Genomic DNA, 24,684 nt, shown 5'->3' with positions numbered 1-24,684 from the left:
CCCGGACCCCCTCAGTACAGGGTCGGCACCTCGCCGCCCTCGGCCCGGGTGAGCGTGACCCCCGCCAGACCGTGTAGCCGGCGTTCGGCCACGGCGGTCAGGTGGTCGCTGGTCGGCGGGGTCTGCCCCAGGCCGATGGCATAGCGGGCGGGAGCGGTGGCGAAGGGGCGGGGCCAGGCGTGGCACTCGGGTGCCGCCTCCGCGAGGTCGGTGATCAGGGCTCGCATCCTGCCCCGGACGCGGCCCTCGTCCGCGCCCTCGCCCCCGCTCCCGCCCGAACCCACGGTCACGACGGCCCAGGCCGCGTGGCGACGGTGGAGCGGGGGAGGGGCGAGGAGGTCGGGGAACGAGCCGCCTTCCTCCAGCAACCCCCAGGCGCGGAACAGCTCTTGTGCCACGAGGTCGCGCATCCCCTCCGTGACCTGCTCCGTGCAGGAACGGACCGGGGCGGACGGGGTCGCGACGGTGAGGGGACCGGCGGAAACCCCGCCGGATTCTCCCACCGGCTCGCGCCAGTCCCACGCCGCCCACGTCGCGAAGAAGTGCCGGAGAAGGTCGGCCGGTGACAGGTCACCGGCCTCGCCCGTCCGCCTGTCGCCCATCTCCCTCGCCGTGCGGGCCGCCAGCACGGACCAGGCCAGCCCCGGCAGACCGCCGAACGGCGCCGAGTCCAGGCCCCGCGCCTTCGCCCACGCCTTGACCTGTCGGGCCAGCCGGACGAACGCCGGGCCCTGGGCGCCCGCCGAGGCGAGCACCGCCTCCGCGTCGCTCACCGCGCTGAGCGCGATCGCCGCCGCCTCGCCGAGCTCGGCCCGCCGGGCCACCGCCTCGCCGGGATCCATCGCGCCGGTCGCCACGACGACCAGGTCCACGTCCAGCCCGTACAGCCGCAGCCGGAGCCCGGGTACACGGGCGCCGACCACTTCGCGCAGGCCGGCCGTCTCGGGCAGGGCTGCGGTCAACTTCGCTTGTATGGAGGGGAGTTCGGCCGAACCGGGCAGCGCCGCCACCAGGTCCAGATCCGCGCCGGGCAGCGCACAGCCCATCCGCCGGGAGCCGACGACGTGCACGACACCGTCAGGGAACGCGTCCGCCACGAGACGCGTGACCCGGTCCGCGACGGCGAGGTCGGCGTCGGTGTGCTCGCCGCCCCCGTCCGCCCCGTACGGCGTCGACTCCTCCCGCCACCGCACCTCGCCCGTCCCCAGGGCCACCGTCCCCCGCACCCGCATCGGTTCGTCCCCGCGCCTCGACAGCAGCGCCAGCTCGCCGACCCTGGCCGACAGGGGCGTGAGCCGGGCCGCGCACGCGGCCGCCAGCGCGTTCGGGTCGGTGGTGCGGCCCAGGCTCAGGTGCGGGGTGAAGCCCTCGTGCCGGCCCCGACAGCGCGGGAAGTGGCGTACGAGGGTGCTGTGCAGCTCGGCCCAGGGTCCCTCCCCGTCCGCCGCCGGGTCGAGCCACACCGTCGCGTCGTCCCGGTGGCCGAACCAGTGCACGCCCTCCAGCCGGATGTCGAACGGAGCGGTCGTGGCCCCCGCGAGCGTCGAGGCCGCCTGCTCGAAAGCGTGTTCCGGTACGAAGCCGAAGAGGACGTTCACATGCGGGGGCCAGCGGTGGATCTGCGGGTCGTGCTCCCGGCGGATGTCCTGCAACGGCGGCCACAGCTCCTCGGGAGGCAGCCAGGCCAGTGCCGTACGCGCCGTCGGACGGACGTCGAGGCTCGCGGGGGTGTCCGTGTCCGGGCCGGCCGGGGCCACCTCCGCCCGCACCCCGTAGTGGTCCGAGATGTACAGCCCCTCCGGCGTGGGCGCGTCCCCGTAGAGCTCGGCCCGTGCCACCCGCAGCCCTTCCCCGCGCAGCAGGACCCGGTCCAGACGGGACGCCCGCCCCGACAGGGAGGAGATCGCGGCCAGGGGGTTCGCCCCCGGGTCGAAGGTCGGGGTCGCGTCGGCGGCGCCGTGGGTCTCGCTCCAGGCGTCCCGCATGCCGAGGCTCGTCTGCGGGGTGTCGCCGCCGTCGTTGAAGTCGCCCAGCAACAGCAGGTCGGCGTCCAGCCCCGCCAATCCCTCGGCGACACGGGCCAGTTCGGCGGCGCGGCGGCCGGCGCCGTCCGTGGAGTGGTCACTGCTCAGGTGCGTCACCGCGACGACGAGGGGGCGTGCGCCGGCCTCCACGACCACGGCGGTCACCGCCTTGTGCGGGCCCAGCGCGTGGAAGGCGGCCTCGCGCACCGGCAATCGGCTCAGCAGGAGCAGCCCGCACTCCGCCACGTCCCGGCCGCGCGGGTCCGACCCCAGCGTCCAGTCCTCCCGCACCCAGGGTTCGCGCAACAGCATGGCCAGCAGCTCCGGCTCGACCTCCTGCAACGCGATCACGTCCACCTCGGCGTCGCGCAACGCCCGCAGCAGCAGCGGCCTGCGCCGGGCGCTGTCGATGCGGTCGGCGTCGTAGCGGTCCCAGAGGGTGTTCCAGGTCAGCACCCGTACGGTTTCTGAGGCGACTCCTCGCGGCGAGCGCGTGGGGGCCCAGCCCTCCCCGTCCCACACGCACGGCGTGCGCGCCGTGAAGAACGGCGCACGCAGCAGCCGGGCCTCGCGGACGCGCCCGGCCTCCGTCGCGTCGATCCGGTCCACTCCCGTCGTCCGGTCCCAGACCAGCTCGCCGTCCGCCTCGAAGAACAGCACCCGGTGCCATGGGATCTCGCCGCCGGGCACGAACGCGGGCAGCGGCACCCGCTTGGGCGCGGCGCCCCGCTGGAGGACGCCGAGCACGAAGCGCGCCGGGTCGAAGCGCGCGTCCCAGCGCACCCGGTGGTAGATCTCCTCGCTCGTCCGCACGGTCGCTCAGCCCTCTTCCTCAGACCTCGTCCTCTATGGTCCCGCTCGCCCCGACGTACCAGGTGCGGTGCGCGTCGCCCGGATACGGCGGGGCGAAGCGGCGCAGCTGGCCGGTGAGTACCTCGTGCGGCACCGGATGCTCGCGCCGGGTGTTGCGCCGTGCCAGCTCGTCCTCGTCGACCAGGACCACGGCGTGGGTGAGCAGGGCGTCGCGGCGGTGGGCGACCGCGTGCACCAGCGAGCGCTGCTGGTGGGTGAGGGAGGTGGCGTCCCACACCGTCGTCCCGCCGGCGGCCAGCGCCCCGTCCAGCCGGTCGAGCCCCTCGCGCAGGACGTCCGCGTTGGCCCGCTGGTCGGCGCGCGCGCCTCGCGCCTCGCGCAGATCGTCCAGCGAGACGTACGCGTCCACGCCGGCGAGCCCTCGCGCGAAGGTGCTCTTGCCGCTGCCCGCCGGACCGACCAGTTGGACCAGCTTCGGAAAGTCCCCCGACCGCCACCGCCACGTCGCCGCGACGGCCTCCCCGGCCCCGGCGGAACCACCCGCGGCGATACCGTCCCCAGCGCCACCGTTCGCACCAATGCGCCCCCGGGCGTACGCCTGCCGCGCCTCGGCCCGGCACCGGACCGCCGCGTCGGCCGGCAGCTCGGCGAACGCCTCCGTCAGGGCCCCCTCGTCGAGGCCCCACACCTCCTCCGCGTGCAGCGCCGACCACTCCACCTGTTCGCGCGCCTCGTTCGTCGCCGCCGTGGCGCGGGCGACCGCGTGCAGCAGGCCGAGATCGGCGGCCAGGGACAGCCGGGCCAGACCGGTCCGGCGGTCCTCGTCCGGATACGGCCGGTGCAGCGCGGAGTGCAGCCCCACGAGGTCGGCCACCCGCCGCGCGAGCGGCATCCCCACCGCCCCGGCCAGTCGGCCGGCGACCCGGGCCCGCCGCCCGCCCGGGGCGTGCTCGTGCAGCAGCGCGGCCAGGACGCCGGCGAGCCGCTCGTCCCCGGTCCGCCCCTCCGGGGCGAAGCGGGCCACGGCCTCCCGGTCCCCCTCGCCGGGCAGTCCGGCAGCCTCCGCCAGCGCGTCGGCGTCCGCGGGCGCGCCGGAGCGCACCGCCCACAGCGGCGCCCGCGCCCCCAACCCGTTCTCCACGACGGCCGCGTGCATCCAGTGGGTGTTCGTCCGCACGTGGCCGGCCCGCACCCACTTGGCGACGCACGCGCCGAACTCGTCCGCGGCGAAACCGTCCACGACCCGGACGACATATCCCTCCTGCCGCCCGAGGTCCAGCCGCAGGGCGCGCAGCGCCTTCTCGTCGAACACGCCCCGCCACAGCACGCACGGCACGGGAACCCCGAGCCCGCGCAGGAAGGCCACGGTCCGCTCCCAGTCCAGGCAGCGCCCGTCCCCGTCCCACACCGAGAAGCCGTAGAACCAGCTGTCCAGGTCGTCGTACGCGATCGAATGCCGGGCGAACATGTTCTCGCCGCACACCCGCCAACCCTCGGGTATCGCGTGGCCGATGCGGGCCTGGAGCGCCTTCACCCAGGTACGGGAGGGGTGGTGAGCGGAGTCGAGTGAGCGGGCGTGCACGCCGTCCGCGTACAGCGTGGTGTTCTCGCCGTCGAGCTTCTCGGTCACGACGACCTCGCGGCCGCGCAGCCCCGACAGGTCGGTGACCCGCAGATCGTCGGCGGTCGCGCCGGGGGACCAGGGCAGATGCCTGGTCCGCGGATAGTGCGTGCGCATGATGGACGTTCCCCCGTGACAGCCGACGTACCTGATCAGCCTAGGAGCGGGGTTCGTGGGCGGGCGAGCGGATTACCGGCGGCCCAGGGTCCGTTCATGGGCCGGGCCAGCGGTCCGTCCCCGCACCCGGACGCCCGCCTCGGCGCGGGACCCGCGACCGGGGCCGCCGCCTCGCCCCGGTCGCCGCGATCTTCGCCGGCGGCCGGCCGGGCGTCCAGCTTCCGCACGAGACGGTGCCCCCCGGACGGCGGTCCTGCCGCTGCCCGTCGGGTTGCTCCCGATCCTGGGCCCGGTGGTCCGGGCGATGCCGCGACCGGCATGTCGGAGCACGGCTGAATCGAAACCCCGCCGCGAAACTGCTGGGGATCATGGACGCATGAGACTCTCAGCGAGCCGCTTCGCCGGTGTGGCCCTCATGCTCGCCGGAATCGCCGTCGCTCTCTGGCTTGCCCTCGGCGTGCCCCAGGGCTGGACCGGAGGGATGAGGTGGTTGCGCACCGTGCTGGCGCTGGCGACCTTCGGCGCGATCAGCCTCGGAGTCCGCTTCGTGTTTCCCGACACGTCGGAGGGGTCTCCGGACGAAGGCCCGAGCGGCGCCCCGCACGACACCTCGGACGACGTCCCGGCCGACACCCCGGGCGGCGCCCGCGGCACCCGGGTTTGACCTGTGTCACTCTCGGGGTAATCTCTCCGGCTCGATTGGCGGAGGCGCTGCGCCGTATGGCAGACTAGCGGGGTTGCTCGGTCGAGTGTTGATGCTGCGCGCCTCCCGCCGGGAGGACCGGAAGCGAGTCCCACAGTACTCGTCGCCCCAACTGCCGTAAGGCAGCGCTGAGGCGGACGTACGGGAATCTTTCGGGAAGTGTCAGTGCGGCGCCGACCAGGCACTCGGTGGGCTTCTGCCCCCGGCCCGCGGTTCCGGAAGGGCCGCGTTTTCCCGGACAGGGGATGTTCGAACAAGGGACATCTGTGTCAGTGAGAGCGCGACACACCCGACCGCGTGGGTCGGAGGGGCGGGTGAAGGAACACCGGGTTCCAGAGCGTTAAACGAGACAAAGGACTACTGAGTAGCCATGGCGGGACAGAAGATCCGCATCCGGCTCAAGGCCTACGACCACGAGGTCATCGACTCCTCGGCGAAGAAGATCGTCGAGACGGTGACGCGCACTGGTGCGTCGGTCGCGGGCCCGGTGCCGCTGCCCACTGAGAAGAACGTGTACTGCGTCATCAAGTCGCCGCACAAGTACAAGGACTCGCGCGAGCACTTCGAGATGCGCACGCACAAGCGCCTGATCGACATCCTCGACCCGACGCCCAAGACCGTTGACTCTCTGATGCGACTCGACCTCCCGGCCGGTGTCGACATCGAGATCAAGCTCTGAGGGTCGGTGATCTGAGAATGGCTAAGCAGATCAAGGGCATCCTGGGCGAGAAGCTCGGCATGACGCAGGTGTGGGACGAGAACAACCGTGTTGTTCCGGTCACCGTCGTCAAGGCCGGCCCCAACGTCGTGACCCAGGTCCGTACGAACGATGTCGACGGCTACGAGTCGGTCCAGATCGCCTTCGGCGAGATCGACCCGCGCAAGGTGAACAAGCCCCTCAAGGGCCACTTCGCCAAGGCCGACGTCACCCCCCGCCGCCACCTCGTCGAGATCCGCACCGCGGACGCCTCCGAGTACACGCTGGGCCAGGAGATCTCCGCCGAGGTCTTCGAGGCCGGCGTCAAGGTGGACGTGACCGGCAAGAGCAAGGGCAAGGGCTTCGCCGGTGTCATGAAGCGTCACAACTTCAAGGGCCTCGGCGCCGGACACGGCACCCAGCGCAAGCACCGCTCTCCCGGCTCCATCGGTGGCTGCGCCACCCCGGGCCGTGTGTTCAAGGGCCTCCGCATGGCGGGTCGCATGGGCAACGAGCGGGTCACCACCCAGAACCTGACCGTCCACGCCGTTGACGCGGAGAAGGGTCTGCTGCTCATCAAGGGCGCGGTTCCCGGTCCGAACGGCGGCCTCGTCCTGGTCCGCACCGCGGCCAAGGGGGCCTGAGGTACCGATGAGCACTGTTGACATCCTTTCGCCTGCCGGCGAGAAGACCGGAAGCGTCGAACTCCCCGCGGAGATCTTCGGCGTGGAGAAGGTCAGCATCCCGCTGATCCACCAGGTCGTCGTCGCGCAGAACGCGGCTGCCCGCCAGGGCACGCACAAGACCAAGACCCGCGGCGAAGTCCGTGGTGGCGGTAAGAAGCCTTACCGGCAGAAGGGCACCGGCCGCGCCCGTCAGGGCTCGACCCGCGCGCCGCAGTTCGCCGGTGGTGGCGTCGTGCACGGTCCCGTGCCGCGTGACTACTCGCAGCGGACCCCGAAGAAGATGAAGGCCGCGGCCCTGCGCCACGCCCTCACCGACCGGGCCCGCCACAACCGCATCCACGTCGTCTCCGGCGTGATCGAGGGCGAGAACCCCTCCACGAAGGCCGCCAAGTCGCTGTTCGGCAAGATCTCGGAGCGCAAGAACCTGCTCCTGGTCGTCGAGCGCGCCGACGAGGCCGCGTGGCTCTCCGCCCGCAACCTGCCCCAGGTCCACATCCTGGAGCCGGGCCAGCTGAACACGTACGACGTGATCGTCTCGGACGACGTGGTCTTCACCCAGGCCGCTCTCGAGTCCTTCGTCGCCGGCCCGCAGGCCAACGACACCGAAGGGAGCGAGGCCTGATGGCTACGCGTCACCCGAGCATTGCCTCCAAGGCTGCCAAGGCCGCCAAGGCCGCGCGCGTCGCCAAGGCGCGTCGCCACGAGGCCGAGGGCAAGAACACCGTCGTCACCGCGCCCAGCAAGGCGTTCACGGACCCCCGTGACGTACTGCTGAAGCCGGTCGTGTCGGAGAAGAGCTACGCGCTTCTCGACGAGGGCAAGTACACGTTCATCGTGGCTCCCGGCGCCAACAAGACCCAGATCAAGCAGGCCGTCCAGGCGGTCTTCTCGGTCAAGGTCACCGGGGTCAACACGATCAACCGCCAGGGCAAGCGCAAGCGGACCCGCACGGGCTTCGGCAAGCGTGCCGACAGCAAGCGCGCGATCGTGACCCTTGCCGAGGGCGACCGTATCGACATCTTCGGCGGTCCGACCGCGTAAGCGGGTCGGATCGTCCGATATCGGACGAGGACTGAGAAATGGGAATCCGCAAGTACAAGCCGACTACGCCGGGCCGTCGTGGTTCCAGCGTCGCCGACTTCGTCGAGATCACGCGGTCCACGCCGGAGAAGTCGCTGGTCCGCCCCCTGCACAGCAAGGGCGGCCGTAACAACGCCGGTCGTGTGACCGTTCGCCACCAGGGTGGCGGACACAAGCGCGCCTACCGTGTCATCGACTTCCGTCGTCACGACAAGGACGGCGTGCCGGCGAAGGTCGCGCACATCGAGTACGACCCCAACCGCACCGCGCGCATCGCGCTGCTGCACTACGCCGACGGCGAGAAGCGCTACATCCTCGCCCCGCGCAACCTGCAGCAGGGCGACCGTGTGGAGAACGGTCCCGGGGCCGACATCAAGCCGGGCAACAACCTGGCGCTCCGCAACATCCCGGTCGGTACCACGATCCACGCGATCGAGCTCCGCCCCGGTGGCGGCGCCAAGTTCGCCCGCTCCGCCGGTGCCTCCGTGCAGCTGCTCGCGAAGGAGGGCGCCTACGCCCACCTCCGCATGCCGTCCGGTGAGATCCGCCTGGTCGACGTGCGCTGCCGCGCCACCGTCGGCGAGGTCGGCAACGCCGAGCAGAGCAACATCAACTGGGGCAAGGCCGGCCGCAAGCGCTGGCTGGGCGTCCGCCCGACCGTTCGCGGTGTGGCGATGAACCCGGTTGACCACCCCCACGGTGGTGGTGAGGGCAAGACCTCCGGTGGTCGCCACCCGGTCAGCCCCTGGGGTCAGAAGGAGGGTCGTACTCGCTCGCCGAAGAAGGCTTCGAGCAAGTACATCGTCCGCCGCCGCAAGACGAACAAGAAGCGCTAGGAGCGGGTTTAGATGCCGCGCAGTCTCAAGAAGGGGCCCTTCGTCGACGACCACCTGATCAAGAAGGTGGACGCCCAGAACGAAGCAGGCACCAAGAACGTCATCAAGACCTGGTCCCGTCGCTCGATGATCATCCCGGCCATGCTCGGCCACACGATCGCGGTGCACAACGGCAAGACCCACATTCCGGTGTTCGTCACCGAGTCGATGGTCGGCCACAAGCTCGGCGAGTTCTCGCCGACGCGCACCTTCCGGGGTCACGTCAAGGACGACCGGAAGTCGAAGCGCCGCTAACGCGGGGTGGAATGACCATGACAGACACTGGAAGGACAACCATGGAAGCCAGGGCCCAGGCGCGGTACATCCGCGTTACGCCCATGAAGGCCCGCCGCGTGGTGGACCTCATCCGTGGCATGGATGCCACGGAGGCTCAGGCGGTCCTGCGTTTCGCCCCGCAGGCCGCGAGCGTGCCGGTCGGCAAGGTGCTGGACAGCGCCATTGCCAACGCCGCGCACAACTACGACCACACGGACGCCTCTTCGCTGGTCATCAGCGAGGCGTACGTGGACGAGGGTCCGACCCTGAAGCGGTTCCGTCCGCGTGCCCAGGGCCGTGCCTACCGGATCCGCAAGCGGACCAGCCACATCACCGTGGTCGTCAGCAGCAAGGAAGGAACCCGGTAATGGGCCAGAAGGTAAACCCGCATGGGTTCCGGCTCGGTGTCACGACCGACTTCAAGTCGCGTTGGTACGCCGACAAGCTGTACAAGGACTACGTCAAGGAAGACGTCGCCATCCGTCGGATGATGACGTCCGGCATGGAGCGCGCCGGCATCTCCAAGGTCGAGATCGAGCGCACCCGTGACCGCGTCCGTGTGGACATCCACACCGCGCGTCCGGGCATCGTCATCGGCCGCCGTGGCGCCGAGGCCGACCGCATCCGCGGTGACCTCGAGAAGCTGACGGGCAAGCAGGTCCAGCTGAACATCCTCGAGGTCAAGAACCCCGAGACGGACGCTCAGCTGGTTGCTCAGGCCGTCGCCGAGCAGCTCTCCTCCCGCGTCTCCTTCCGTCGGGCCATGCGTAAGAGCATGCAGTCCGCCATGAAGGCCGGCGCCAAGGGCATCAAGATCCAGTGCGGTGGCCGCCTCGGTGGCGCCGAGATGTCCCGCTCGGAGTTCTACCGCGAGGGCCGTGTGCCCCTGCACACGCTCCGCGCGAACGTGGACTACGGCTTCTTCGAGGCCAAGACGACCTTCGGCCGCATCGGTGTGAAGGTCTGGATCTACAAGGGCGATGTCAAGAACATCGCCGAGGTCCGCGCCGAGAACGCCGCTGCCCGTGCGGGTAACCGCCCGGCGCGCGGCGGTGCCGACCGCCCGGCCCGTGGTGGCCGCGGTGGCGAGCGGCGCGGTCGCAAGCCGCAGCAGGCTGCCGGCGCCGAGGCCCCCAAGGCCGAGGCTCCCGCTGCCGCCGCTCCGGCTGAGAGCACCGGAACGGAGGCCTGACCGACATGCTGATCCCCCGTAGGGTCAAGCACCGCAAGCAGCACCACCCGAAGCGCCGTGGTCAGGCCAAGGGCGGTACGACGGTCGCGTTCGGCGAGTACGGCATTCAGGCCCTCACGCCGGCGTACGTGACCAACCGCCAGATCGAGGCGGCCCGTATCGCGATGACCCGCCACATCAAGCGTGGTGGCAAGGTCTGGATCAACATCTACCCGGACCGCCCGCTCACGAAGAAGCCCGCCGAGACCCGCATGGGTTCCGGTAAGGGTTCGCCGGAGTGGTGGATCGCGAACGTGCACCCGGGCCGGGTCATGTTCGAGCTGTCCTACCCCAACGAGAAGATCGCCCGTGAGGCCCTGACTCGCGCCGCTCACAAGCTGCCGATGAAGTGCCGGATCGTCAAGCGCGAGGCAGGTGAAGCGTGATGTCGGCCGGTACCAAGGCGTCCGAGCTGCGCGAGCTGGGTGACGAGGAGCTGCTGAACAAGCTCCGCGAAGCCAAGGAAGAACTGTTCAACCTCCGCTTCCAGGCGGCGACCGGACAGCTCGAGAACCATGGCCGTCTGAAGGCGGTCCGCAAGGACATCGCGCGGATCTACACCCTGATGCGCGAGCGTGAGCTGGGCATCGAAACGGTGGAGAACGCCTGATGAGCGAGAACAACGTGACTGAGACGAACACCGAGGCGCGCGGATTCCGCAAGACCCGTGAGGGCATCGTCGTCAGCGACAAGATGGACAAGACCGTCGTCGTCGCCGTCGAGGACCGCAAGAAGCACGCCCTGTACGGCAAGGTCATCCGCAGCACGAGCAAGCTCAAGGCGCACGACGAGCAGAACGCCGCCGGCGTCGGCGACCGTGTCCTCCTCATGGAGACCCGGCCGCTGTCCGCCACGAAGCACTGGCGCGTCGTCGAGATCCTCGAGAAGGCCAAGTAATTTCCTGCGGGCAAACCCGCAGGACAGTTCCGCCAGGCTCCGGGGGCCGTTCCTGAACGGCCCCCGGGGAACCGGCAGACAATCAGGAGATAGACGTGATCCAGCAGGAGTCGCGACTGCGTGTCGCCGACAACACTGGTGCGAAGGAGATCCTTTGCATCCGTGTGCTCGGTGGCTCCGGTCGCCGCTACGCGGGCATCGGTGACGTCATCGTCGCCACCGTCAAGGACGCGATCCCCGGTGGCAACGTGAAGAAGGGTGACGTCGTCAAGGCGGTCATCGTTCGCACCGTCAAGGAGCGCCGCCGTCCGGACGGCTCGTACATCCGCTTCGACGAGAACGCCGCCGTCATTCTGAAGAACGACGGCGACCCTCGCGGCACCCGTATCTTCGGCCCCGTCGGCCGTGAGCTGCGCGAGAAGAAGTTCATGAAGATCATCTCGCTCGCGCCGGAGGTGCTGTAAGCATGAAGATCAAGAAGGGCGACCTGGTCCAGGTCATCACCGGTAAGGACAAGGGCAAGCAGGGCAAGGTCATCGCGGCCTTCCCCCGCGAGGACCGCGTCCTGGTCGAGGGTGTCAACCGGGTCAAGAAGCACACCAAGGCCGGCCCGACCGCTCGCGGTTCGCAGGCCGGTGGCATCGTCACGACCGAGGCCCCGATCCACGTCTCCAACGTCCAGCTGGTCGTGGAGAAGGACGGCAAGAAGGTCGTCACGCGTGTCGGTTACCGCTTCGACGACGAGGGCAACAAGGTTCGCGTTGCCAAGCGGACGGGTGAGGACATCTGATGGCTACCACCACGACTCCGCGTCTCAAGACGAAGTACCGCGAGGAGATCGCGGGCAAGCTGCGTGACGAGTTCAAGTACGAGAACGTCATGCAGATCCCCGGCCTCGTCAAGATCGTGGTCAACATGGGTGTGGGCGACGCCGCCCGCGATTCCAAGCTGATCGAGGGCGCCATCCGCGACCTCACCACGATCACCGGTCAGAAGCCGGCCGTCACCAAGGCCCGTAAGTCCATCGCGCAGTTCAAGCTGCGTGAGGGCCAGCCGATCGGTGCCCACGTCACACTCCGTGGCGACCGCATGTGGGAGTTCCTGGACCGCACCCTGTCGCTCGCGCTCCCGCGCATCCGCGACTTCCGTGGTCTGTCCCCCAAGCAGTTCGACGGCCGTGGCAACTACACCTTCGGTCTCACCGAGCAGGTCATGTTCCACGAGATCGACCAGGACAAGATCGACCGCACCCGGGGTATGGACATCACCGTGGTGACCACGGCGACCAACGACGCTGAGGGCCGTGCGCTCCTCCGTCACCTCGGCTTCCCCTTCAAGGAGGCGTGAGCGAGATGGCGAAGAAGGCTCTGATCGCGAAGGCTGCTCGCAAGCCCAAGTTCGGTGTGCGTGGTTACACGCGCTGCCAGCGCTGCGGCCGTCCCCACTCCGTGTACCGCAAGTTCGGCCTGTGCCGCGTGTGCCTCCGTGAGATGGCTCACCGTGGCGAGCTGCCGGGCGTGACCAAGAGCTCCTGGTAATCCCGCCTTTTAGGGATTCCCGAAGCTCTCGGTAAGCACTGGGCGTGTCAGGCGCCCGCCCTTCCATGGCTTAGGCTTGGAGGGTTGGGCGCCTGATGGTCGCCCGTACGACTTACTACGCCGTAGGTCCCCGCACCGCACCCGTCCCGCCATCGAGTGGGGAGAGGGATGGCGCATACAGGAAACCCCGGCGAGAGAGGCCGAAGGCCAATTCATGACCATGACTGATCCGATCGCAGACATGCTTACGCGTCTGCGGAACGCGAACTCGGCATACCACGACTCCGTGACGATGCCGGCATCGAAGATCAAGTCTCACATCGCGGAGATCCTCCAGCAGGAGGGCTTCATCACGGGCTGGAAGGTCGAGGACGCCGAGGTCGGCAAGAACCTCGTCCTGGAGCTGAAGTTCGGCCCCAACCGTGAGCGCTCCATCGCGGGCATCAAGCGGATCTCCAAGCCCGGTCTCCGGGTTTACGCGAAGTCCACCAACCTGCCGAAGGTGCTCGGCGGCCTCGGCGTGGCGATCATCTCCACGTCGCACGGGCTCCTCACCGACAAGCAGGCCGGCAAGAAGGGCGTAGGCGGAGAAGTCCTCGCCTACGTCTGGTAGCGGAAGGGAACGGAGGAAACAGCTATGTCGCGCATTGGCAAGCTCCCCATCACGGTTCCCGCCGGCGTGGACGTCACCATCGACGGCCAGACGGTCTCGGTCAAGGGCCCCAAGGGCACGCTGACCCACACCGTCGTCGCGCCGATCGAGATCGCCAAGGGTGAGGACGGCGTCCTGAACGTCACCCGCCCCAACGACGAGCGTCAGAGCAAGGCCCTGCACGGCCTGTCCCGCACGCTGGTGGCGAACATGATCACCGGCGTGACCCAGGGTTACGTGAAGAAGCTCGAGATCAGCGGTGTCGGTTACCGCGTGCAGGCCAAGGGTTCGAACCTCGAGTTCGCGCTCGGCTACAGCCACCCGATCACCGTCGAGGCGCCCGAGGGCATCACCTTCAAGGTGGAGAACCCCACCCGGTTCTCGGTCGAGGGCATCGACAAGCAGAAGGTCGGCGAGGTTGCGGCCAACATCCGCAAGCTGCGCAAGCCCGACCCGTACAAGGCCAAGGGCGTCAAGTACGAGGGCGAAGTCATCCGCCGCAAGGTCGGAAAGGCGGGTAAGTAAGCCATGGCATACGGTACGAAGATCGCTAAGGGCGACGCTTACAAGCGGGCAGCCATCAAGCGGCGCCACATCCGGATCCGTAAGAAGGTCAACGGTACGGCTGAGCGTCCCCGCCTGGTCGTGACCCGCTCGAACCGCCACATCGTGGCCCAGGTGATCGACGACCTCAAGGGTCACACCCTTGCGTCGGCGTCCACCCTGGACTCGTCGATCCGTGGTGCGTCGGAGGACAAGTCGGCGCAGGCCGGCAAGGTCGGCGCCCTGGTCGCCGAGCGTGCCAAGGCCGCCGGTGTCGAGGCCGTTGTGTTCGACCGAGGTGGTAACCGGTACGCGGGTCGCATCGCGGCCCTGGCCGACGCCGCCCGCGAGGCCGGGCTCAAGTTCTGAGCTCGCTGCGTAGCTAGCGGAAAGAGAGAGGTAAATCCAATGGCTGGACCCCAGCGCCGCGGTGGCGGTGCCGGTGGCGGCGAGCGGCGGGACCGGAAGGGCCGTGACGGCGGCGCAGCTGCCGCCGAGAAGACCGCGTACGTTGAGCGCGTTGTCGCGATCAACCGCGTCGCCAAGGTTGTGAAGGGTGGTCGTCGCTTCAGCTTCACTGCGCTCGTCGTAGTGGGCGACGGTGACGGCACCGTGGGTGTCGGTTACGGCAAGGCCAAGGAGGTGCCGGCCGCCATCGCCAAGGGTGTTGAGGAGGCCAAGAAGCACTTCTTCAAGGTCCCCCGTATCCAGGGCACCATCCCGCACCCGATCACGGGTGAGAAGGCGGCGGGCGTCGTCCTGCTCAAGCCGGCGTCCCCCGGTACCGGCGTCATCGCCGGTGGCCCGGTGCGTGCCGTGCTCGAGTGCGCCGGCGTTCACGACATCCTGTCGAAGTCGCTCGGCTCGTCGAACGCGATCAACATCGTGCACGCGACCGTGGAGGCCCTGAAGGGCCTGCAGCGTCCCGAGGAGATCGCGGCCCGCCGTGGTCTGCCGCTCGAGGACGTCGCTCCCGCGGCTCTGCTTCGTGCGCGTGCCGGGGCTGGTGCTGCGTAATGGCTCAGCTCAAGATCACGCAGACGAAGTCGTACATCGGCAGCAAGCAGAACCACCGTGACACCCTGCGTTCCCTTGGTCTCAAGGGCATCAACACGCAGGTCGTCAAGGAGGACCGCCCCGAGTTCCGCGGCATGGTGCACACCGTCCGCCACCTCGTGACGGTCGAGGAGGTCGACTGATCATGGCGGAGAACAACCCGCTCAAGATCCACAACCTCCGTCCCGCCCCCGGTGCCAAGACCGCGAAGACTCGTGTCGGTCGTGGTGAGGCGTCGAAGGGTAAGACGGCCGGTCGTGGTACCAAGGGTACGAAGGCCCGCTACCAGGTTCCGGAGCGCTTCGAGGGTGGCCAGATGCCCCTCCACATGCGTCTCCCGAAGCTGAAGGGCTTCAAGAACCCCTTCAAGACGGAGTTCCAGGTCGTGAACCTGGACAAGCTCGCCGCCCTCTACCCCGAGGGTGGAGAGGTCACCGTTGCCGACCTGGTCGACAAGGGTGCCGTCCGCAAGAACAGCCTCGTCAAGGTCCTCGGCCAGGGCGAGATCTCCGTGGCGCTGCAGGTGACGGTCGACGCCGTCTCCGGCTCCGCCAAGGAGAAGATCACCGCCGCCGGCGGTACCGTCACCGAGCTCGTCTGAACCCACCAGGTGTCTCGATGACTTGAGCGATCCCGACCGGGGATACCCCACAAATGGGGTATCCCCGGTTGGTCGTTCCTAGGGAAGCAGTCTCGCCGGTAAGGTGACCTGCGCTGCCCGTTTTCACAGGGTGCTCTCATCCGGGCACTCGCCGCGGCAGTTAAACGTTACGTAAGTCGTCCTCATCAGAATCTCAAAACCGTCACCCTTGACGCAGTAGCGCGGGGGTCGCAGGAGGCACCGTGCTCACCGCGTTCGCCCGGGCGTTCAAGACGCCCGACCTGCGCAAGAAGCTGCTCTTCACGCTCGGCATCATCGTGATCTACCGGGTCGGTACCCATATCCCGATCCCCGGTGTCGACTACAGCGCCGTCCAGTTCTGCATCGATCAGGCCCAGACCAACACGGGCCTGTTCGGGCTGGTCAACATGTTCAGCGGTGGCGCGCTGCTGCAGATCACGATCTTCGCGCTCGGCATCATGCCGTACATCACGGCGAGCATCATTCTGCAGCTGCTGACCGTGGTGATCCCGCGTCTGGAAGCCCTGAAGAAGGAGGGGCAGGCCGGTACGGCGAAGATCACGCAGTACACCCGTTACCTGACGGTGGCCCTGGCGATCCTTCAGGGCACCGGCCTGGTGGCCACCGCCCGTAGCGGCTCGCTGTTCAGCGGCTGTGCGCAGGCCGGTCTGATCGTCCCCGACCAGTCGATCTACACCACTGTGGTCATGGTCATCACCATGACCGCCGGTACGGCCCTCGTCATGTGGCTCGGTGAGCTCATCACCGACCGCGGCATCGGCAACGGCATGTCGATCCTGATGTTCATCTCGATCGCCGCCACGTTCCCGTCCGCGCTCTGGGCGATCAAGGAGCAGGGCGACCTGGCGGGCGGTTGGATCGAGTTCGGCACCGTCATCGCCGTCGGCCTGGTCATGGTCGCGCTCGTGGTCTTCGTGGAGCAGGCTCAGCGCCGTATTCCGGTTCAGTATGCGAAGCGCATGATCGGCCGCCGTTCCTACGGTGGCACCTCGACCTACATTCCGTTGAAGGTCAACCAGGCGGGCATCATCCCTGTGATTTTCGCCTCGTCGCTGCTCTACATTCCGGCTCTCATCGTGCAGTTCTCCAACTCCACGGCCGGCTGGGCGAGTTGGATCACCGCCAACCTGGCCGACACGGCCGCGCCGGCGCACGTCACGATCTACTTCTTCCTCATCATCTTCTTCGCCTTCTTCTACGTGGCCATCTCGTTCAACCCCGAGGAAGTCGCGGACAACATGAAGAAGTATGGTGGCTTCATCCCGGGAATCCGGGCTGGCCGACCGACCGCTGAGTACCTGAGCTACGTACTCAACCGGATCACCTGGCCGGGTTCGCTGTACCTGGGCCTGATCGCTCTCGTGCCGACAATGGCGTTGGCCGGCTTCGGGGCAAACGCCAACTTCCCGTTCGGTGGAACCAGCATCCTGATCATCGTGGGTGTGGGTCTGGAGACGGTGAAGCAGATCGAGAGCCAGCTCCAGCAGCGCAATTACGAAGGGTTCCTCCGCTGATGCGTATCGTCCTCGTCGGGCCGCCGGGTGCCGGTAAGGGAACGCAGGCCGCGTTCCTGGCCAAGAACCTGTCGATCCCGCACATCTCCACGGGCGACCTGTTCCGGGCCAACATCAGCAAGCAGACGGAACTCGGCAAACTCGCGAAGTCCTACATGGACAAGGGCGAGCTCGTGCCCGACGAGGTCACCATCGCGATGGCCAAGGACCGCATGGAGCAGCCGGACGCCGAGCAGGGCTTCCTGCTCGACGGCTTCCCGCGCAACGTCTCGCAGGCCGAGGCGCTGGACGTGACGCTCCAGGACGAGTCCATGAACCTGGACGCGGTGCTGGACCTGGAGGTCCCCGAGGACGAGGTCGTGAAGCGGATCGCCGGCCGTCGCATCTGCCGCAACGACTCCGCCCACGTCTTCCACGTCACGTACAAGAAGCCGAAGCAGGAGGGCGTCTGCGACGCCTGCGGCGGCGAGCTGTACCAGCGTGACGACGACTCCGAGGAGACGGTGCGCAAGCGCCTGGAGGTCTACCACACCCAGACCGAGCCGATCATCGACTACTACAAGGCCCAGGGCCTCGTGGTGACGATCTCGGCCCTCGGCCCGGTGGAGGAAGTCACCCAGCGCGCCATGGAGGCGCTCAAGCGCGAGGACGACGACAAGTAGGTCGTCGGTCGGTACGTCGGCCGCGGTGCCCGTGAGGGGCGCCGCGGCCGTACTGTTGTGTAGGCAAAAACGCGAGAACGAGATCTCGTGCCTCGTGGACACGAAGGAAGACGGAGAGCGCAGGCCCCCATGGTGCAGATCAAGAGTCCCGAGCAGATCGCCAAGATGCGTGAGGCGGGGCTGGTCGTCGCCGCCATTCACGCGGCCACCCGGGAGGCCGCCGTGCCGGGCGCCTCCACGAAGGATCTCGACGAGGTCGCCCGCAAGGTGCTCGCGGAGCACGGGGCCAAGTCGAACTTCCTCGGGTACGGCGGTTTCCCGGCGACGATCTGCACCTCGGTGAACGAGGTCGTGGTCCACGGGATCCCGAGCGACGAGGTCGTTCTGAAGGACGGCGACATCATCTCCATCGACTGCGGTGCGATCGTCGACGGCTGGCACGGTGACGCCGCCTACACCGCGTTCGTGGGGTCCGGTCACGCTCCGGAGCTCCTTGAGCTGTCGCGGGTGACCGAGGAGTCCATGTGGGCCGGGATCGCCGCGATGAAGCTGGGCAACCGGCTCGTGGACGTCTCCCGGGCCATCGAGACGTACATCCGCCGGCAGCCGAAGCCGGGCGGGGGGAAGTACGGGATCGTCGAGGACTACGGCGGCCACGGCATCGGGACCGAGATGCACATGGACCCGCATCTGCTGAACTACGTCGAGCGGCGTCGGGGCAAGGGGCCGAAGCTGGTTCCCGGCTTCTGTCTCGCGATCGAGCCGATGGTGTCGCTGGGTACGCCCAAGACCGAGGTGCTCGCCGACGACTGGACCGTGGTGACGACGGACGGGACGTGGTCCTCGCACTGGGAGCACTCCGTCGCGCTGACCGAACAGGGTCCCCTGGTGCTGACGGCTCCCGACGGGGGCAAGGCCAAGCTGGCGGAGTTCGGGATCACCGCGGCTCCTGACCCGGTCGGCTGAGGTCCTGTCGCCGGGTACGGGTGCGCGTGGGGCGCGGCGCTGCCGCGGGCCGGAGTAATGATCTTCCACGGTGGGCAGTCTTACCCGAATTCGTGTTTCTCGGGGGCCTGACGTAGACTGACTCGTCGGCTCTCGTGTTTCCGTATGTCTTCATCCGGCTACGCGGAGTCGATCAAGGTAGTCGATTCGAAGGGCGAAGCGTGGCCAAGAAGCAAGGTGCCATCGAGATCGAGGGCACTGTCGTCGAGTCTCTTCCGAACGCCATGTTCAAGGTCGAGCTCCAGAACGGCCACCAGGTCCTGGCACACATCAGCGGCAAGATGCGTATGCACTACATCCGTATCCTCCCTGACGACCGGGTCGTGGTGGAGCTGTCTCCGTACGACCTGACGCGTGGCCGGATCGTCTACCGCTACAAGTAGATCTTGCCCCCGCTCTCCGTGCCCCGGTCCTCCGGGACGCGGGTGGTGGCACTGACCCGGAGAACCTCACCCCATGAAGGTCAAGCCGAGCGTCAAGAAGATCTGCGACAAGTGCAGGGTGATCCGCCGTCACGGTCGGGTCATGGTCATCTGCGAGAACCCGCGCCACAAGCAGCGCCAGGGCTGACGCACGTTCGACCACACCCTCTGCATCGACATCGCAGGGATTCGCGCGACGCGAGCTGAATTGTTCATACGCAGGACCCAGACGCCGCAGGGCGTCTGACACCCCCGGCTCGGAGGCCGGGGACCCGGTTCGTACCTGGTACGGCGGCCGGGAGCCGGTCCTGTGGAAGACCTCCGACAATCACCAGGAGCCATTGAATGGCACGCGTTTCCGGTGTTGACATCCCGCGCGACAAGCGCGTGGAGGTCGCCCTCACCTATGTGTTCGGCATCGGCCGGACCCTCTCCCAGGAGACGCTGGCAGCGACCGGCGTCAACCCCGACACCCGCGTCCGCGACCTCTCCGAGGAGCAGCTCGTCGCGATCCGCGAGTACGTGGACAACAACATCAAGACCGAGGGTGACCTCCGTCGCGAGGTCCAGGCCGACATCCGCCGCAAGGTGGAGATCGGCTGCTACCAGGGCCTCCGTCACCGTCGCGGTCTGCCCGTCCGCGGTCAGCGCACCAGCACCAACGCCCGCACCCGCAAGGGCCCGCGTCGCGCCATCGCCGGCAAGAAGAAGCCGGGCAAGAAGTAGTCCTCAGCGGACAACGCTTCATCAGCGGTCTTCGCTGTAGGACCGACCACCTCCCCGTAGGAGTTTGTAGATGCCCCCCAAGGGTCGTCAGGGCGCTGCCAAGAAGGTGCGCCGCAAGGAAAAGAAGAACGTCGCTCACGGCCACGCGCACATCAAGAGCACGTTCAACAACACGATCGTCTCCATCACGGACCCCTCGGGCAACGTGATCTCCTGGGCCTCCGCCGGTCACGTCGGCTTCAAGGGCTCCCGCAAGTCCACGCCGTTCGCCGCGCAGATGGCAGCCGAGTCGGCCGCCCGTCGCGCGCAGGAGCACGGCATGCGCAAGGTCGACGTGTTCGTCAAGGGCCCGGGCTCGGGTCGTGAGACGGCCATCCGTTCGCTCCAGGCGACCGGTCTCGAGGTCGGCTCCATCCAGGACGTCACGCCCACCCCGCACAACGGCTGCCGTCCCCCCAAGCGCCGCCGCGTCTGACCCCTCGGGTCGGATGCGCGACTGCTTGGTCTGAGGTTTTCGGGCGGTATGGCTCTTCGGAGGCATATCGCCCGTACCCTTGTTACATCTCAGGGCGTCAAATAGCGGGCGCCCCTGACAGAAGGATCACCACATGCTGATCGCTCAGCGTCCCTCGTTGACCGAAGAGGTCGTCGACGAGTTCCGCTCCCGGTTCGTGATCGAGCCGCTGGAGCCGGGCTTCGGTTACACCCTCGGCAACTCCCTGCGTCGCACGCTCCTGTCGTCGATCCCCGGTGCGGCTGTCACCAGCATCCGGATCGACGGTGTCCTGCACGAGTTCACCACCGTGCCGGGCGTCAAGGAGGACGTCACCGACCTGATCCTCAACATCAAGCAGCTGGTCGTCTCCTCGGAGCACGACGAGCCGGTCGTGATGTACCTGCGCAAGCAGGGCCCGGGTCTGGTCACCGCCGCCGACATCGCGCCCCCGGCCGGTGTCGAGGTGCACAACCCCGACCTCGTCCTCGCCACGCTCAACGGCAAGGGCAAGCTGGAGATGGAGCTGACGGTCGAGCGTGGCCGCGGTTACGTCTCCGCCGTGCAGAACAAGCAGGTGGGCCAGGAGATCGGCCGTATCCCGGTCGACTCCATCTACTCGCCGGTGCTCAAGGTCACGTACAAGGTCGAGGCCACGCGTGTCGAGCAGCGCACCGACTTCGACAAGCTGATCGTCGACGTCGAGACCAAGCAGGCGATGCGTCCGCGTGACGCCATGGCCTCCGCCGGTAAGACGCTGGTCGAGCTGTTCGGTCTCGCCCGCGAGCTGAACATCGACGCCGAGGGCATCGACATGGGTCCGTCCCCGACGGACGCCGCGCTCGCCGCCGATCTGGCGCTGCCGATCGAGGAGCTGGAGCTCACGGTTCGGTCGTACAACTGCCTCAAGCGTGAGGGCATCCACTCCGTGGGTGAGCTCGTCGCTCGTTCCGAGGCGGACCTGCTGGACATCCGCAACTTCGGTGCGAAGTCCATCGACGAGGTCAAGGCGAAGCTGGCCGGCATGGGCCTGGCCCTGAAGGACAGCCCGCCCGGATTCGACCCCACGGCCGCCGCCGACGCCTTCGGCGCCGACGACGACGCGGACGCGGGTTTCGTGGAGACCGAGCAGTACTGACCGTACTGACCGGTCGTTGCCGGTGAGCATCCGCTCATCGGGTTCCTGACCCCGGTACCTGATACGGCCGGGGCAGACACACAGGAGAAGAACAATGCCGAAGCCCACCAAGGGTGCCCGTCTGGGCGGCAGTGCCGCGCACGAGAAGCTGCTGCTCGCGAACCTCGCGAAGTCGCTCTTCGAGCACGGCCGGATCACCACCACCGAGGCGAAGGCCCGCCGTCTGCGGCCCTACGCCGAGCGTCTGGTCACCAAGGCGAAGAAGGGCGACCTTCACAACCGCCGCCAGGTGCTCCAGGTCATCACGGACAAGAGCGTCGTGCACACGCTCTTCACCGAGATCGGCCCGCGGTACGAGAACCGTCCGGGTGGCTACACCCGGATCACCAAGATCGGTAACCGTCGTGGCGACAACGCGCCCATGGCTGTCATCGAGCTGGTCGAGGCGCTGACGGTCGCGCAGCAGGCGACGGGTGAGGCCGAGGCCGCCACCAAGCGTGCGGTCAAGGAGTCCGAGGAGGCCAAGGTCGAGGAGACCAAGGCCGACGAGGCGACCGAGGCTCCGGCCGAGGAGTCGAAGGACGCGTAAGCGTTCTGCCGGGGGGCTGTGCGTCTGCGGCTGCGGGTTCGTGGTGGTTGTTCGCGCCCACGCGGCGGAGCCGCACATCGATACAGTCCCGCGCCCCTTCAGGGCGTTGGCGGGCCCGTCCCTTTCGAGGGGCGGGCCCGCTTCTGTGTTGCTGAGAGGATCTCTGAGTGAGTGACGAAGTACAGCCCGGGCATGTCCGGGTGCGCCTGGACCTGTCGTACGACGGTGCCGAGTTCTCCGGGTGGGCCAAGCAGGCCGCAGGGCGGCGGACCGTGCAGGGGGAGATCGAGGACGCCCTGCGGACGGTCACCCGGTCCCGGGAGACCTATGAGCTGACCGTGGCCGGGCGGACCGACGCCGGGGTGCACGCGCGGGGCCAGGTGGCGCACGTGGATCTGCCGGAGGCCGTGTGGCGCGAGCACCACGAGAAGCTGCTGAAGCGGCTCGCGGGGCGGCTGTCGAAGGATGTGCGGGTGTGGGCGCTCAGGGAGGCGCCCAGTGGCTTCAACGCGCGGTTCTCGGCGATCTGGCGGCGGTACGCCTACCGGGTCACCGACAATCCCGGCGGTGTCGATCCGTTGCTGCGCGGTCACGTCCTGTGGCACGACTGGCCGCTGGACGTGGACGCCATGAACGAGGCGGCGCGGCGGCTGCTGGGGGAGCACGACTTCGCCGCGTACTGCAAGCGGCGGGAGGGGGCGACCACCATCCGCACACTGCAGGAGCTGAGCCTGGTGCGGGGCGACGACGGGATCATCACCGCCACCGTGCGGGCCGACGCCTTCTGCCACAACATGGTGCGCTCGCTGATCGGCGCCCTGCTGTTCGTGGGGGACGGCCACCGGGGGCCGGAATGGCCCGGGAAGGTGCTGGCCGCCGGTGTACGGGACTCCGCCGTGCATGTCGTACGGCCGCACGGGCTGACCCTGGAGGAGGTCGGCTACCCGGCGGACGAGCTGCTGGCCGCGCGGAGCAGGGAGGCGCGGAACCGGCGGAGTCTGCCGGGGGCGCCCGGGGGCGGCTGCTGCTGACCCCGGGGCGGCGTCGCTCGGCCTACTGGCCGTTGGCCGCGGCGGCTGCCTGGGTCTCGCCGCGGCGGCGGATCTGCCCGAAGGTGGACCTGCCGAGGTCGTCGCCGGCGGCGAAGGCCTCCTTGTCCTTCTCCGTCACGTCCTTGCCGTCGGTGAAGCCGGTGAGGGTGAAGTAGGCGTAGCGGCCGTAGGAGTTGGCGGTGGTACGGCAGACCGTCGTACGGCAGAAGACGGGGACGCCCTCACCGGAGAGGGACACGATGGTGCTCTCCTTGTCCCAGCCCGTCTTGACCTTGGTCGCCTTGGCCTCCGTGTCGAACAGGGCGACACCGATCGTGACCGCGATGTCGTCGCGGTGGTACGTCACGCGCATGAAGCGGGTGCAGTCGTTGCCGGTCAGGAGCTTGTCGAGGGTGCCCTGGACAGCCGAGGCGCAGTCCGTCGTCGAGGCCGTGGGGCCCTTGCGGTAGACGTCGTTGGCGGGCGTGGTCAGCTGGGAGCCAGGGAAGAGGATGTCCGGGCTGATCGGCGCCTTGTCCTTGCCCGAGCTGGAGATGAAGTCCTTCGGGTTCAGCGGGGGCGGTGCCGACGTCGGTGCGAACGACGGGTCCGTCTTGGCGCTGGCGCTCGGGATGTCCGCCGTGGCCGGCAGGTCGTTCGGGCCGTTCGCCGCGGTGCTGCCGTTGTCGGTGTTGACGACGGCTACCGCCACGGCGACGCCTATGCCGACCGTGGCGAGGGCTCCGCCGACGATCAGCAGGAGTCTGCGGCGCCTGTTGCGTATCTCGGACTGCTCGGCGAGTGACGCCCAGTCCGGGGTCTGGTTACTGGAGGAACTCCACTGACTGTCCCACGGATTGTGGGAACCCCCGGGGCTCCACTGAGACCCCCCCTGCCCAAAGCTCATGGGGCGCAGTTTAGACGGGCGAGGGGAGGTCTTCGTCGGTTCCAGGTCACGCCCTGGTACCGGGTTACCGCTCGGTACCGGGTTACGCCTTGTCGCTCCAGCTGGCGACGAGCTCGCGCGTGTTGTGGTCGCTCCACTTCGTGTACGAGAAGACGTTGATGTCGAGCTTGTGCCCGTTCTTGAACTTCATGTTGCAGGTCTTGCTCTTGCCCTTGCCCTTGACGTGGCACCCGTCCATCGTCGGGTTCTTCGCGGACTCGTCGTAGACCGAGACGTAGAGACCGGTCTTGCCCGCCTTCGTGTCCCAGACCTTGAGGATCTCGCCCTTGGACGTGAACTTCACCTGGCCGCCGGGCACCGAGTAGTGGCTCGACGCGGACGCCGTCCCGGCCGCGCCCAGCGTCAGGGCGACGCCGGCCGCAACGATCGCGGCGGCAACATTCTTACGAAACTTCATAGACGAACCCCGTTGTTTGCAGCTTGCACGGCTGAACCACGCGCCTCGCGGCACGTGGGGCCGGATCGTATCCGAACTCGCGGGCGAAGTGGATCAAGGGTGGCGCGGGCACCCGTCCCGGGGCCGTTTTGACCCGTCCGGGGCCGCCCGAGTACTCTTGCGGATTGTTATGCGTATTGGCTTGGTCGCTCTCAGGCGAGAAGCCCTTGCGTAGGTTCCCTGGAGCAGTTACCAGTGGGCGGCATACGGGCAGCGTTCCCGGCACTGTCGTCCCCAGCTGCACGATCG

36 protein-coding genes are annotated in these 24,684 nt (G+C 68.3%); 32 read left to right on the top strand and 4 right to left on the bottom strand.

Annotated elements, in window-relative coordinates:
• Positions 1 to 11: 11 nt before the first annotated feature.
• A complete protein-coding gene (locus RM704_RS25090; protein WP_033528339.1) occupies positions 12 to 2,837 on the bottom strand; it encodes an RNA repair domain-containing protein in 2,826 nt (941 codons plus the stop codon).
• A gap of 19 nt (positions 2,838 to 2,856) precedes the next feature.
• Entirely contained in the window at positions 2,857 to 4,575 is a 1,719-nt protein-coding gene (locus tag RM704_RS25085) for an RNA ligase family protein (RefSeq protein WP_033528340.1), read from the bottom strand.
• Between the two features lie 376 nt (positions 4,576 to 4,951).
• Between RM704_RS25085 and RM704_RS25080 the strand changes: the two genes are divergently transcribed.
• From RM704_RS25080 to truA, 32 genes are all read left to right on the top strand, one after another.
• Positions 4,952 to 5,239 carry a hypothetical protein gene (locus RM704_RS25080; RefSeq protein ID WP_033528341.1) on the top strand — a complete coding sequence of 96 codons (288 nt, stop codon included), beginning with the start codon at positions 4,952 to 4,954 and terminating at the stop codon, positions 5,237 to 5,239.
• Between the two features lie 409 nt (positions 5,240 to 5,648).
• Complete coding sequence (gene rpsJ / locus RM704_RS25075) at positions 5,649 to 5,957, top strand: 30S ribosomal protein S10 (RefSeq protein ID WP_003948644.1); 309 nt, start codon at positions 5,649 to 5,651, stop codon at positions 5,955 to 5,957.
• A 17-nt stretch (positions 5,958 to 5,974) separates the two neighbouring features.
• Entirely contained in the window at positions 5,975 to 6,619 is a 645-nt protein-coding gene (gene rplC / locus RM704_RS25070; protein ID WP_005481233.1) for a 50S ribosomal protein L3, read from the top strand.
• A gap of 7 nt (positions 6,620 to 6,626) precedes the next feature.
• A complete protein-coding gene (gene rplD, locus RM704_RS25065) occupies positions 6,627 to 7,283 on the top strand; it encodes a 50S ribosomal protein L4 (protein WP_033528342.1) in 657 nt (218 codons plus the stop codon).
• Positions 7,283 to 7,702, top strand: coding sequence for a 50S ribosomal protein L23 (gene rplW, locus RM704_RS25060; RefSeq protein ID WP_033528343.1), 420 nt, complete (start codon positions 7,283 to 7,285; stop codon positions 7,700 to 7,702). Before rplD ends, rplW begins: the two co-directional genes overlap by 1 nt.
• A gap of 38 nt (positions 7,703 to 7,740) precedes the next feature.
• On the top strand, positions 7,741 to 8,577 hold the full coding sequence (gene rplB / locus RM704_RS25055) for a 50S ribosomal protein L2 (protein WP_033528344.1): 837 nt from the start codon (positions 7,741 to 7,743) through the stop codon (positions 8,575 to 8,577).
• Positions 8,578 to 8,589: 12 nt separating this feature from the next.
• Complete coding sequence (gene rpsS / locus RM704_RS25050; protein WP_033528345.1) at positions 8,590 to 8,871, top strand: 30S ribosomal protein S19; 282 nt, start codon at positions 8,590 to 8,592, stop codon at positions 8,869 to 8,871.
• Between the two features lie 41 nt (positions 8,872 to 8,912).
• Complete coding sequence (rplV, locus tag RM704_RS25045; protein ID WP_004571827.1) at positions 8,913 to 9,260, top strand: 50S ribosomal protein L22; 348 nt, start codon at positions 8,913 to 8,915, stop codon at positions 9,258 to 9,260.
• Positions 9,260 to 10,084: a 30S ribosomal protein S3 gene (rpsC, locus tag RM704_RS25040; protein ID WP_010036723.1), complete on the top strand. Its 825-nt coding sequence runs from the start codon at positions 9,260 to 9,262 to the stop codon at positions 10,082 to 10,084. Before rplV ends, rpsC begins: the two co-directional genes overlap by 1 nt.
• A 5-nt stretch (positions 10,085 to 10,089) precedes the next feature.
• Positions 10,090 to 10,509: a 50S ribosomal protein L16 gene (gene rplP / locus RM704_RS25035; RefSeq protein WP_004927269.1), complete on the top strand. Its 420-nt coding sequence runs from the start codon at positions 10,090 to 10,092 to the stop codon at positions 10,507 to 10,509.
• Positions 10,509 to 10,733, top strand: coding sequence for a 50S ribosomal protein L29 (rpmC, locus tag RM704_RS25030; RefSeq protein ID WP_030671810.1), 225 nt, complete (start codon positions 10,509 to 10,511; stop codon positions 10,731 to 10,733). Before rplP ends, rpmC begins: the two co-directional genes overlap by 1 nt.
• A complete protein-coding gene (rpsQ, locus tag RM704_RS25025) occupies positions 10,733 to 11,020 on the top strand; it encodes a 30S ribosomal protein S17 (protein ID WP_006130775.1) in 288 nt (95 codons plus the stop codon). Before rpmC ends, rpsQ begins: the two co-directional genes overlap by 1 nt.
• Before the next feature lie 95 nt (positions 11,021 to 11,115).
• Positions 11,116 to 11,484 (top strand): 50S ribosomal protein L14, encoded by a 369-nt coding sequence (gene rplN / locus RM704_RS25020; RefSeq protein WP_003998823.1) that lies wholly within the window; start codon positions 11,116 to 11,118, stop codon positions 11,482 to 11,484.
• 2 nt (positions 11,485 to 11,486) lie between these two features.
• Positions 11,487 to 11,810 carry a 50S ribosomal protein L24 gene (gene rplX, locus RM704_RS25015; RefSeq protein WP_033528346.1) on the top strand — a complete coding sequence of 108 codons (324 nt, stop codon included), beginning with the start codon at positions 11,487 to 11,489 and terminating at the stop codon, positions 11,808 to 11,810.
• On the top strand, positions 11,810 to 12,367 hold the full coding sequence (gene rplE / locus RM704_RS25010) for a 50S ribosomal protein L5 (protein ID WP_020135807.1): 558 nt from the start codon (positions 11,810 to 11,812) through the stop codon (positions 12,365 to 12,367). The genes rplX and rplE overlap by 1 nt, the downstream gene beginning before the upstream one ends.
• Positions 12,368 to 12,372: 5 nt before the next feature.
• Positions 12,373 to 12,558: a type Z 30S ribosomal protein S14 gene (locus RM704_RS25005; RefSeq protein WP_003948630.1), complete on the top strand. Its 186-nt coding sequence runs from the start codon at positions 12,373 to 12,375 to the stop codon at positions 12,556 to 12,558.
• Positions 12,559 to 12,772: 214 nt separating this feature from the next.
• Positions 12,773 to 13,171 carry a 30S ribosomal protein S8 gene (gene rpsH / locus RM704_RS25000; protein WP_007384075.1) on the top strand — a complete coding sequence of 133 codons (399 nt, stop codon included), beginning with the start codon at positions 12,773 to 12,775 and terminating at the stop codon, positions 13,169 to 13,171.
• A 24-nt stretch (positions 13,172 to 13,195) separates the two neighbouring features.
• On the top strand, positions 13,196 to 13,735 hold the full coding sequence (rplF, locus tag RM704_RS24995; RefSeq protein ID WP_033528347.1) for a 50S ribosomal protein L6: 540 nt from the start codon (positions 13,196 to 13,198) through the stop codon (positions 13,733 to 13,735).
• Positions 13,736 to 13,738: 3 nt separating this feature from the next.
• The gene (gene rplR / locus RM704_RS24990; protein WP_005481210.1) at positions 13,739 to 14,122 is read left to right on the top strand and encodes a 50S ribosomal protein L18; all 384 of its coding nucleotides are present in this window, start codon (positions 13,739 to 13,741) and stop codon (positions 14,120 to 14,122) included.
• A 39-nt stretch (positions 14,123 to 14,161) separates the two neighbouring features.
• The gene (rpsE, locus tag RM704_RS24985) at positions 14,162 to 14,770 is read left to right on the top strand and encodes a 30S ribosomal protein S5 (RefSeq protein ID WP_013001409.1); all 609 of its coding nucleotides are present in this window, start codon (positions 14,162 to 14,164) and stop codon (positions 14,768 to 14,770) included.
• The gene (gene rpmD / locus RM704_RS24980; RefSeq protein WP_005481207.1) at positions 14,770 to 14,952 is read left to right on the top strand and encodes a 50S ribosomal protein L30; all 183 of its coding nucleotides are present in this window, start codon (positions 14,770 to 14,772) and stop codon (positions 14,950 to 14,952) included. Before rpsE ends, rpmD begins: the two co-directional genes overlap by 1 nt.
• 2 nt (positions 14,953 to 14,954) lie before the next feature.
• On the top strand, positions 14,955 to 15,410 hold the full coding sequence (gene rplO, locus RM704_RS24975; RefSeq protein WP_005481206.1) for a 50S ribosomal protein L15: 456 nt from the start codon (positions 14,955 to 14,957) through the stop codon (positions 15,408 to 15,410).
• 242 nt (positions 15,411 to 15,652) lie between these two features.
• Complete coding sequence (gene secY, locus RM704_RS24970) at positions 15,653 to 16,966, top strand: preprotein translocase subunit SecY (protein WP_033528348.1); 1,314 nt, start codon at positions 15,653 to 15,655, stop codon at positions 16,964 to 16,966.
• Positions 16,966 to 17,628 carry an adenylate kinase gene (locus tag RM704_RS24965; protein ID WP_033528349.1) on the top strand — a complete coding sequence of 221 codons (663 nt, stop codon included), beginning with the start codon at positions 16,966 to 16,968 and terminating at the stop codon, positions 17,626 to 17,628. The genes secY and RM704_RS24965 overlap by 1 nt, the downstream gene beginning before the upstream one ends.
• 129 nt (positions 17,629 to 17,757) lie before the next feature.
• Positions 17,758 to 18,594, top strand: coding sequence for a type I methionyl aminopeptidase (gene map / locus RM704_RS24960; protein ID WP_033528350.1), 837 nt, complete (start codon positions 17,758 to 17,760; stop codon positions 18,592 to 18,594).
• Between the two features lie 200 nt (positions 18,595 to 18,794).
• On the top strand, positions 18,795 to 19,016 hold the full coding sequence (infA, locus tag RM704_RS24955; RefSeq protein ID WP_003948620.1) for a translation initiation factor IF-1: 222 nt from the start codon (positions 18,795 to 18,797) through the stop codon (positions 19,014 to 19,016).
• A 73-nt stretch (positions 19,017 to 19,089) separates the two neighbouring features.
• Complete coding sequence (gene rpmJ, locus RM704_RS24950; protein WP_003998809.1) at positions 19,090 to 19,203, top strand: 50S ribosomal protein L36; 114 nt, start codon at positions 19,090 to 19,092, stop codon at positions 19,201 to 19,203.
• A 197-nt stretch (positions 19,204 to 19,400) separates the two neighbouring features.
• Positions 19,401 to 19,781 (top strand): 30S ribosomal protein S13, encoded by a 381-nt coding sequence (rpsM, locus tag RM704_RS24945; protein WP_005481202.1) that lies wholly within the window; start codon positions 19,401 to 19,403, stop codon positions 19,779 to 19,781.
• Positions 19,782 to 19,851: 70 nt separating this feature from the next.
• Complete coding sequence (gene rpsK, locus RM704_RS24940) at positions 19,852 to 20,256, top strand: 30S ribosomal protein S11 (protein WP_003956432.1); 405 nt, start codon at positions 19,852 to 19,854, stop codon at positions 20,254 to 20,256.
• Between the two features lie 133 nt (positions 20,257 to 20,389).
• Entirely contained in the window at positions 20,390 to 21,412 is a 1,023-nt protein-coding gene (locus tag RM704_RS24935) for a DNA-directed RNA polymerase subunit alpha (RefSeq protein ID WP_003966937.1), read from the top strand.
• A 94-nt stretch (positions 21,413 to 21,506) separates the two neighbouring features.
• Positions 21,507 to 22,001 carry a 50S ribosomal protein L17 gene (rplQ, locus tag RM704_RS24930; protein WP_033528351.1) on the top strand — a complete coding sequence of 165 codons (495 nt, stop codon included), beginning with the start codon at positions 21,507 to 21,509 and terminating at the stop codon, positions 21,999 to 22,001.
• A gap of 167 nt (positions 22,002 to 22,168) precedes the next feature.
• Positions 22,169 to 23,032 carry a tRNA pseudouridine(38-40) synthase TruA gene (gene truA / locus RM704_RS24925; protein WP_033528352.1) on the top strand — a complete coding sequence of 288 codons (864 nt, stop codon included), beginning with the start codon at positions 22,169 to 22,171 and terminating at the stop codon, positions 23,030 to 23,032.
• A 22-nt stretch (positions 23,033 to 23,054) separates the two neighbouring features.
• On the opposite strand, the gene RM704_RS24920 is transcribed toward truA, so the two are convergent.
• Positions 23,055 to 23,939, bottom strand: coding sequence for a hypothetical protein (locus tag RM704_RS24920; RefSeq protein WP_192829693.1), 885 nt, complete (start codon positions 23,937 to 23,939; stop codon positions 23,055 to 23,057).
• An 82-nt stretch (positions 23,940 to 24,021) separates the two neighbouring features.
• Positions 24,022 to 24,396, bottom strand: coding sequence for a hypothetical protein (locus RM704_RS24915; protein ID WP_033528353.1), 375 nt, complete (start codon positions 24,394 to 24,396; stop codon positions 24,022 to 24,024).
• Positions 24,397 to 24,684: the final 288 nt, after the last annotated feature.

It is taken from the genome of Streptomyces gottesmaniae, from assembly GCF_031845845.1.
Classification (GTDB): Bacteria; Actinomycetota; Actinomycetes; order Streptomycetales; family Streptomycetaceae; genus Streptomyces; species Streptomyces akebiae.
The sequence above is the reverse complement of the archived record's forward strand: the minus strand, read 5'-3'. Positions and strand labels throughout refer to the sequence as shown.

What these genes read in the sequence shown, in the direction of transcription:
- RM704_RS25085 (WP_033528340.1), bottom strand. Translation starts at nt 4,575, where the DNA reads ATGCGCACGCACTATCCGCGGACCAGGCATCTGCCCTGGTCCCCCGGC.
- RM704_RS25080 (WP_033528341.1), top strand. Translation starts at nt 4,952, where the DNA reads ATGAGACTCTCAGCGAGCCGCTTCGCCGGTGTGGCCCTCATGCTCGCC.
- rpsJ (WP_003948644.1), top strand. Translation starts at nt 5,649, where the DNA reads ATGGCGGGACAGAAGATCCGCATCCGGCTCAAGGCCTACGACCACGAG.
- rplC (WP_005481233.1), top strand. Translation starts at nt 5,975, where the DNA reads ATGGCTAAGCAGATCAAGGGCATCCTGGGCGAGAAGCTCGGCATGACG.
- rplD (WP_033528342.1), top strand. Translation starts at nt 6,627, where the DNA reads ATGAGCACTGTTGACATCCTTTCGCCTGCCGGCGAGAAGACCGGAAGC.
- rplW (WP_033528343.1), top strand. Translation starts at nt 7,283, where the DNA reads ATGGCTACGCGTCACCCGAGCATTGCCTCCAAGGCTGCCAAGGCCGCC.
- rplB (WP_033528344.1), top strand. Translation starts at nt 7,741, where the DNA reads ATGGGAATCCGCAAGTACAAGCCGACTACGCCGGGCCGTCGTGGTTCC.
- rpsS (WP_033528345.1), top strand. Translation starts at nt 8,590, where the DNA reads ATGCCGCGCAGTCTCAAGAAGGGGCCCTTCGTCGACGACCACCTGATC.
- rplV (WP_004571827.1), top strand. Translation starts at nt 8,913, where the DNA reads ATGGAAGCCAGGGCCCAGGCGCGGTACATCCGCGTTACGCCCATGAAG.
- rpsC (WP_010036723.1), top strand. Translation starts at nt 9,260, where the DNA reads ATGGGCCAGAAGGTAAACCCGCATGGGTTCCGGCTCGGTGTCACGACC.
- rplP (WP_004927269.1), top strand. Translation starts at nt 10,090, where the DNA reads ATGCTGATCCCCCGTAGGGTCAAGCACCGCAAGCAGCACCACCCGAAG.
- rpmC (WP_030671810.1), top strand. Translation starts at nt 10,509, where the DNA reads ATGTCGGCCGGTACCAAGGCGTCCGAGCTGCGCGAGCTGGGTGACGAG.
- rpsQ (WP_006130775.1), top strand. Translation starts at nt 10,733, where the DNA reads ATGAGCGAGAACAACGTGACTGAGACGAACACCGAGGCGCGCGGATTC.
- rplX (WP_033528346.1), top strand. Translation starts at nt 11,487, where the DNA reads ATGAAGATCAAGAAGGGCGACCTGGTCCAGGTCATCACCGGTAAGGAC.
- rplE (WP_020135807.1), top strand. Translation starts at nt 11,810, where the DNA reads ATGGCTACCACCACGACTCCGCGTCTCAAGACGAAGTACCGCGAGGAG.
- RM704_RS25005 (WP_003948630.1), top strand. Translation starts at nt 12,373, where the DNA reads ATGGCGAAGAAGGCTCTGATCGCGAAGGCTGCTCGCAAGCCCAAGTTC.
- rpsH (WP_007384075.1), top strand. Translation starts at nt 12,773, where the DNA reads ATGACCATGACTGATCCGATCGCAGACATGCTTACGCGTCTGCGGAAC.
- rplF (WP_033528347.1), top strand. Translation starts at nt 13,196, where the DNA reads ATGTCGCGCATTGGCAAGCTCCCCATCACGGTTCCCGCCGGCGTGGAC.
- rplR (WP_005481210.1), top strand. Translation starts at nt 13,739, where the DNA reads ATGGCATACGGTACGAAGATCGCTAAGGGCGACGCTTACAAGCGGGCA.
- rpsE (WP_013001409.1), top strand. Translation starts at nt 14,162, where the DNA reads ATGGCTGGACCCCAGCGCCGCGGTGGCGGTGCCGGTGGCGGCGAGCGG.
- rpmD (WP_005481207.1), top strand. Translation starts at nt 14,770, where the DNA reads ATGGCTCAGCTCAAGATCACGCAGACGAAGTCGTACATCGGCAGCAAG.
- rplO (WP_005481206.1), top strand. Translation starts at nt 14,955, where the DNA reads ATGGCGGAGAACAACCCGCTCAAGATCCACAACCTCCGTCCCGCCCCC.
- RM704_RS24965 (WP_033528349.1), top strand. Translation starts at nt 16,966, where the DNA reads ATGCGTATCGTCCTCGTCGGGCCGCCGGGTGCCGGTAAGGGAACGCAG.
- map (WP_033528350.1), top strand. Translation starts at nt 17,758, where the DNA reads ATGGTGCAGATCAAGAGTCCCGAGCAGATCGCCAAGATGCGTGAGGCG.
- rpmJ (WP_003998809.1), top strand. Translation starts at nt 19,090, where the DNA reads ATGAAGGTCAAGCCGAGCGTCAAGAAGATCTGCGACAAGTGCAGGGTG.
- rpsM (WP_005481202.1), top strand. Translation starts at nt 19,401, where the DNA reads ATGGCACGCGTTTCCGGTGTTGACATCCCGCGCGACAAGCGCGTGGAG.
- rpsK (WP_003956432.1), top strand. Translation starts at nt 19,852, where the DNA reads ATGCCCCCCAAGGGTCGTCAGGGCGCTGCCAAGAAGGTGCGCCGCAAG.
- RM704_RS24935 (WP_003966937.1), top strand. Translation starts at nt 20,390, where the DNA reads ATGCTGATCGCTCAGCGTCCCTCGTTGACCGAAGAGGTCGTCGACGAG.
- rplQ (WP_033528351.1), top strand. Translation starts at nt 21,507, where the DNA reads ATGCCGAAGCCCACCAAGGGTGCCCGTCTGGGCGGCAGTGCCGCGCAC.
- RM704_RS24920 (WP_192829693.1), bottom strand. Translation starts at nt 23,939, where the DNA reads ATGAGCTTTGGGCAGGGGGGGTCTCAGTGGAGCCCCGGGGGTTCCCAC.
- RM704_RS24915 (WP_033528353.1), bottom strand. Translation starts at nt 24,396, where the DNA reads ATGAAGTTTCGTAAGAATGTTGCCGCCGCGATCGTTGCGGCCGGCGTC.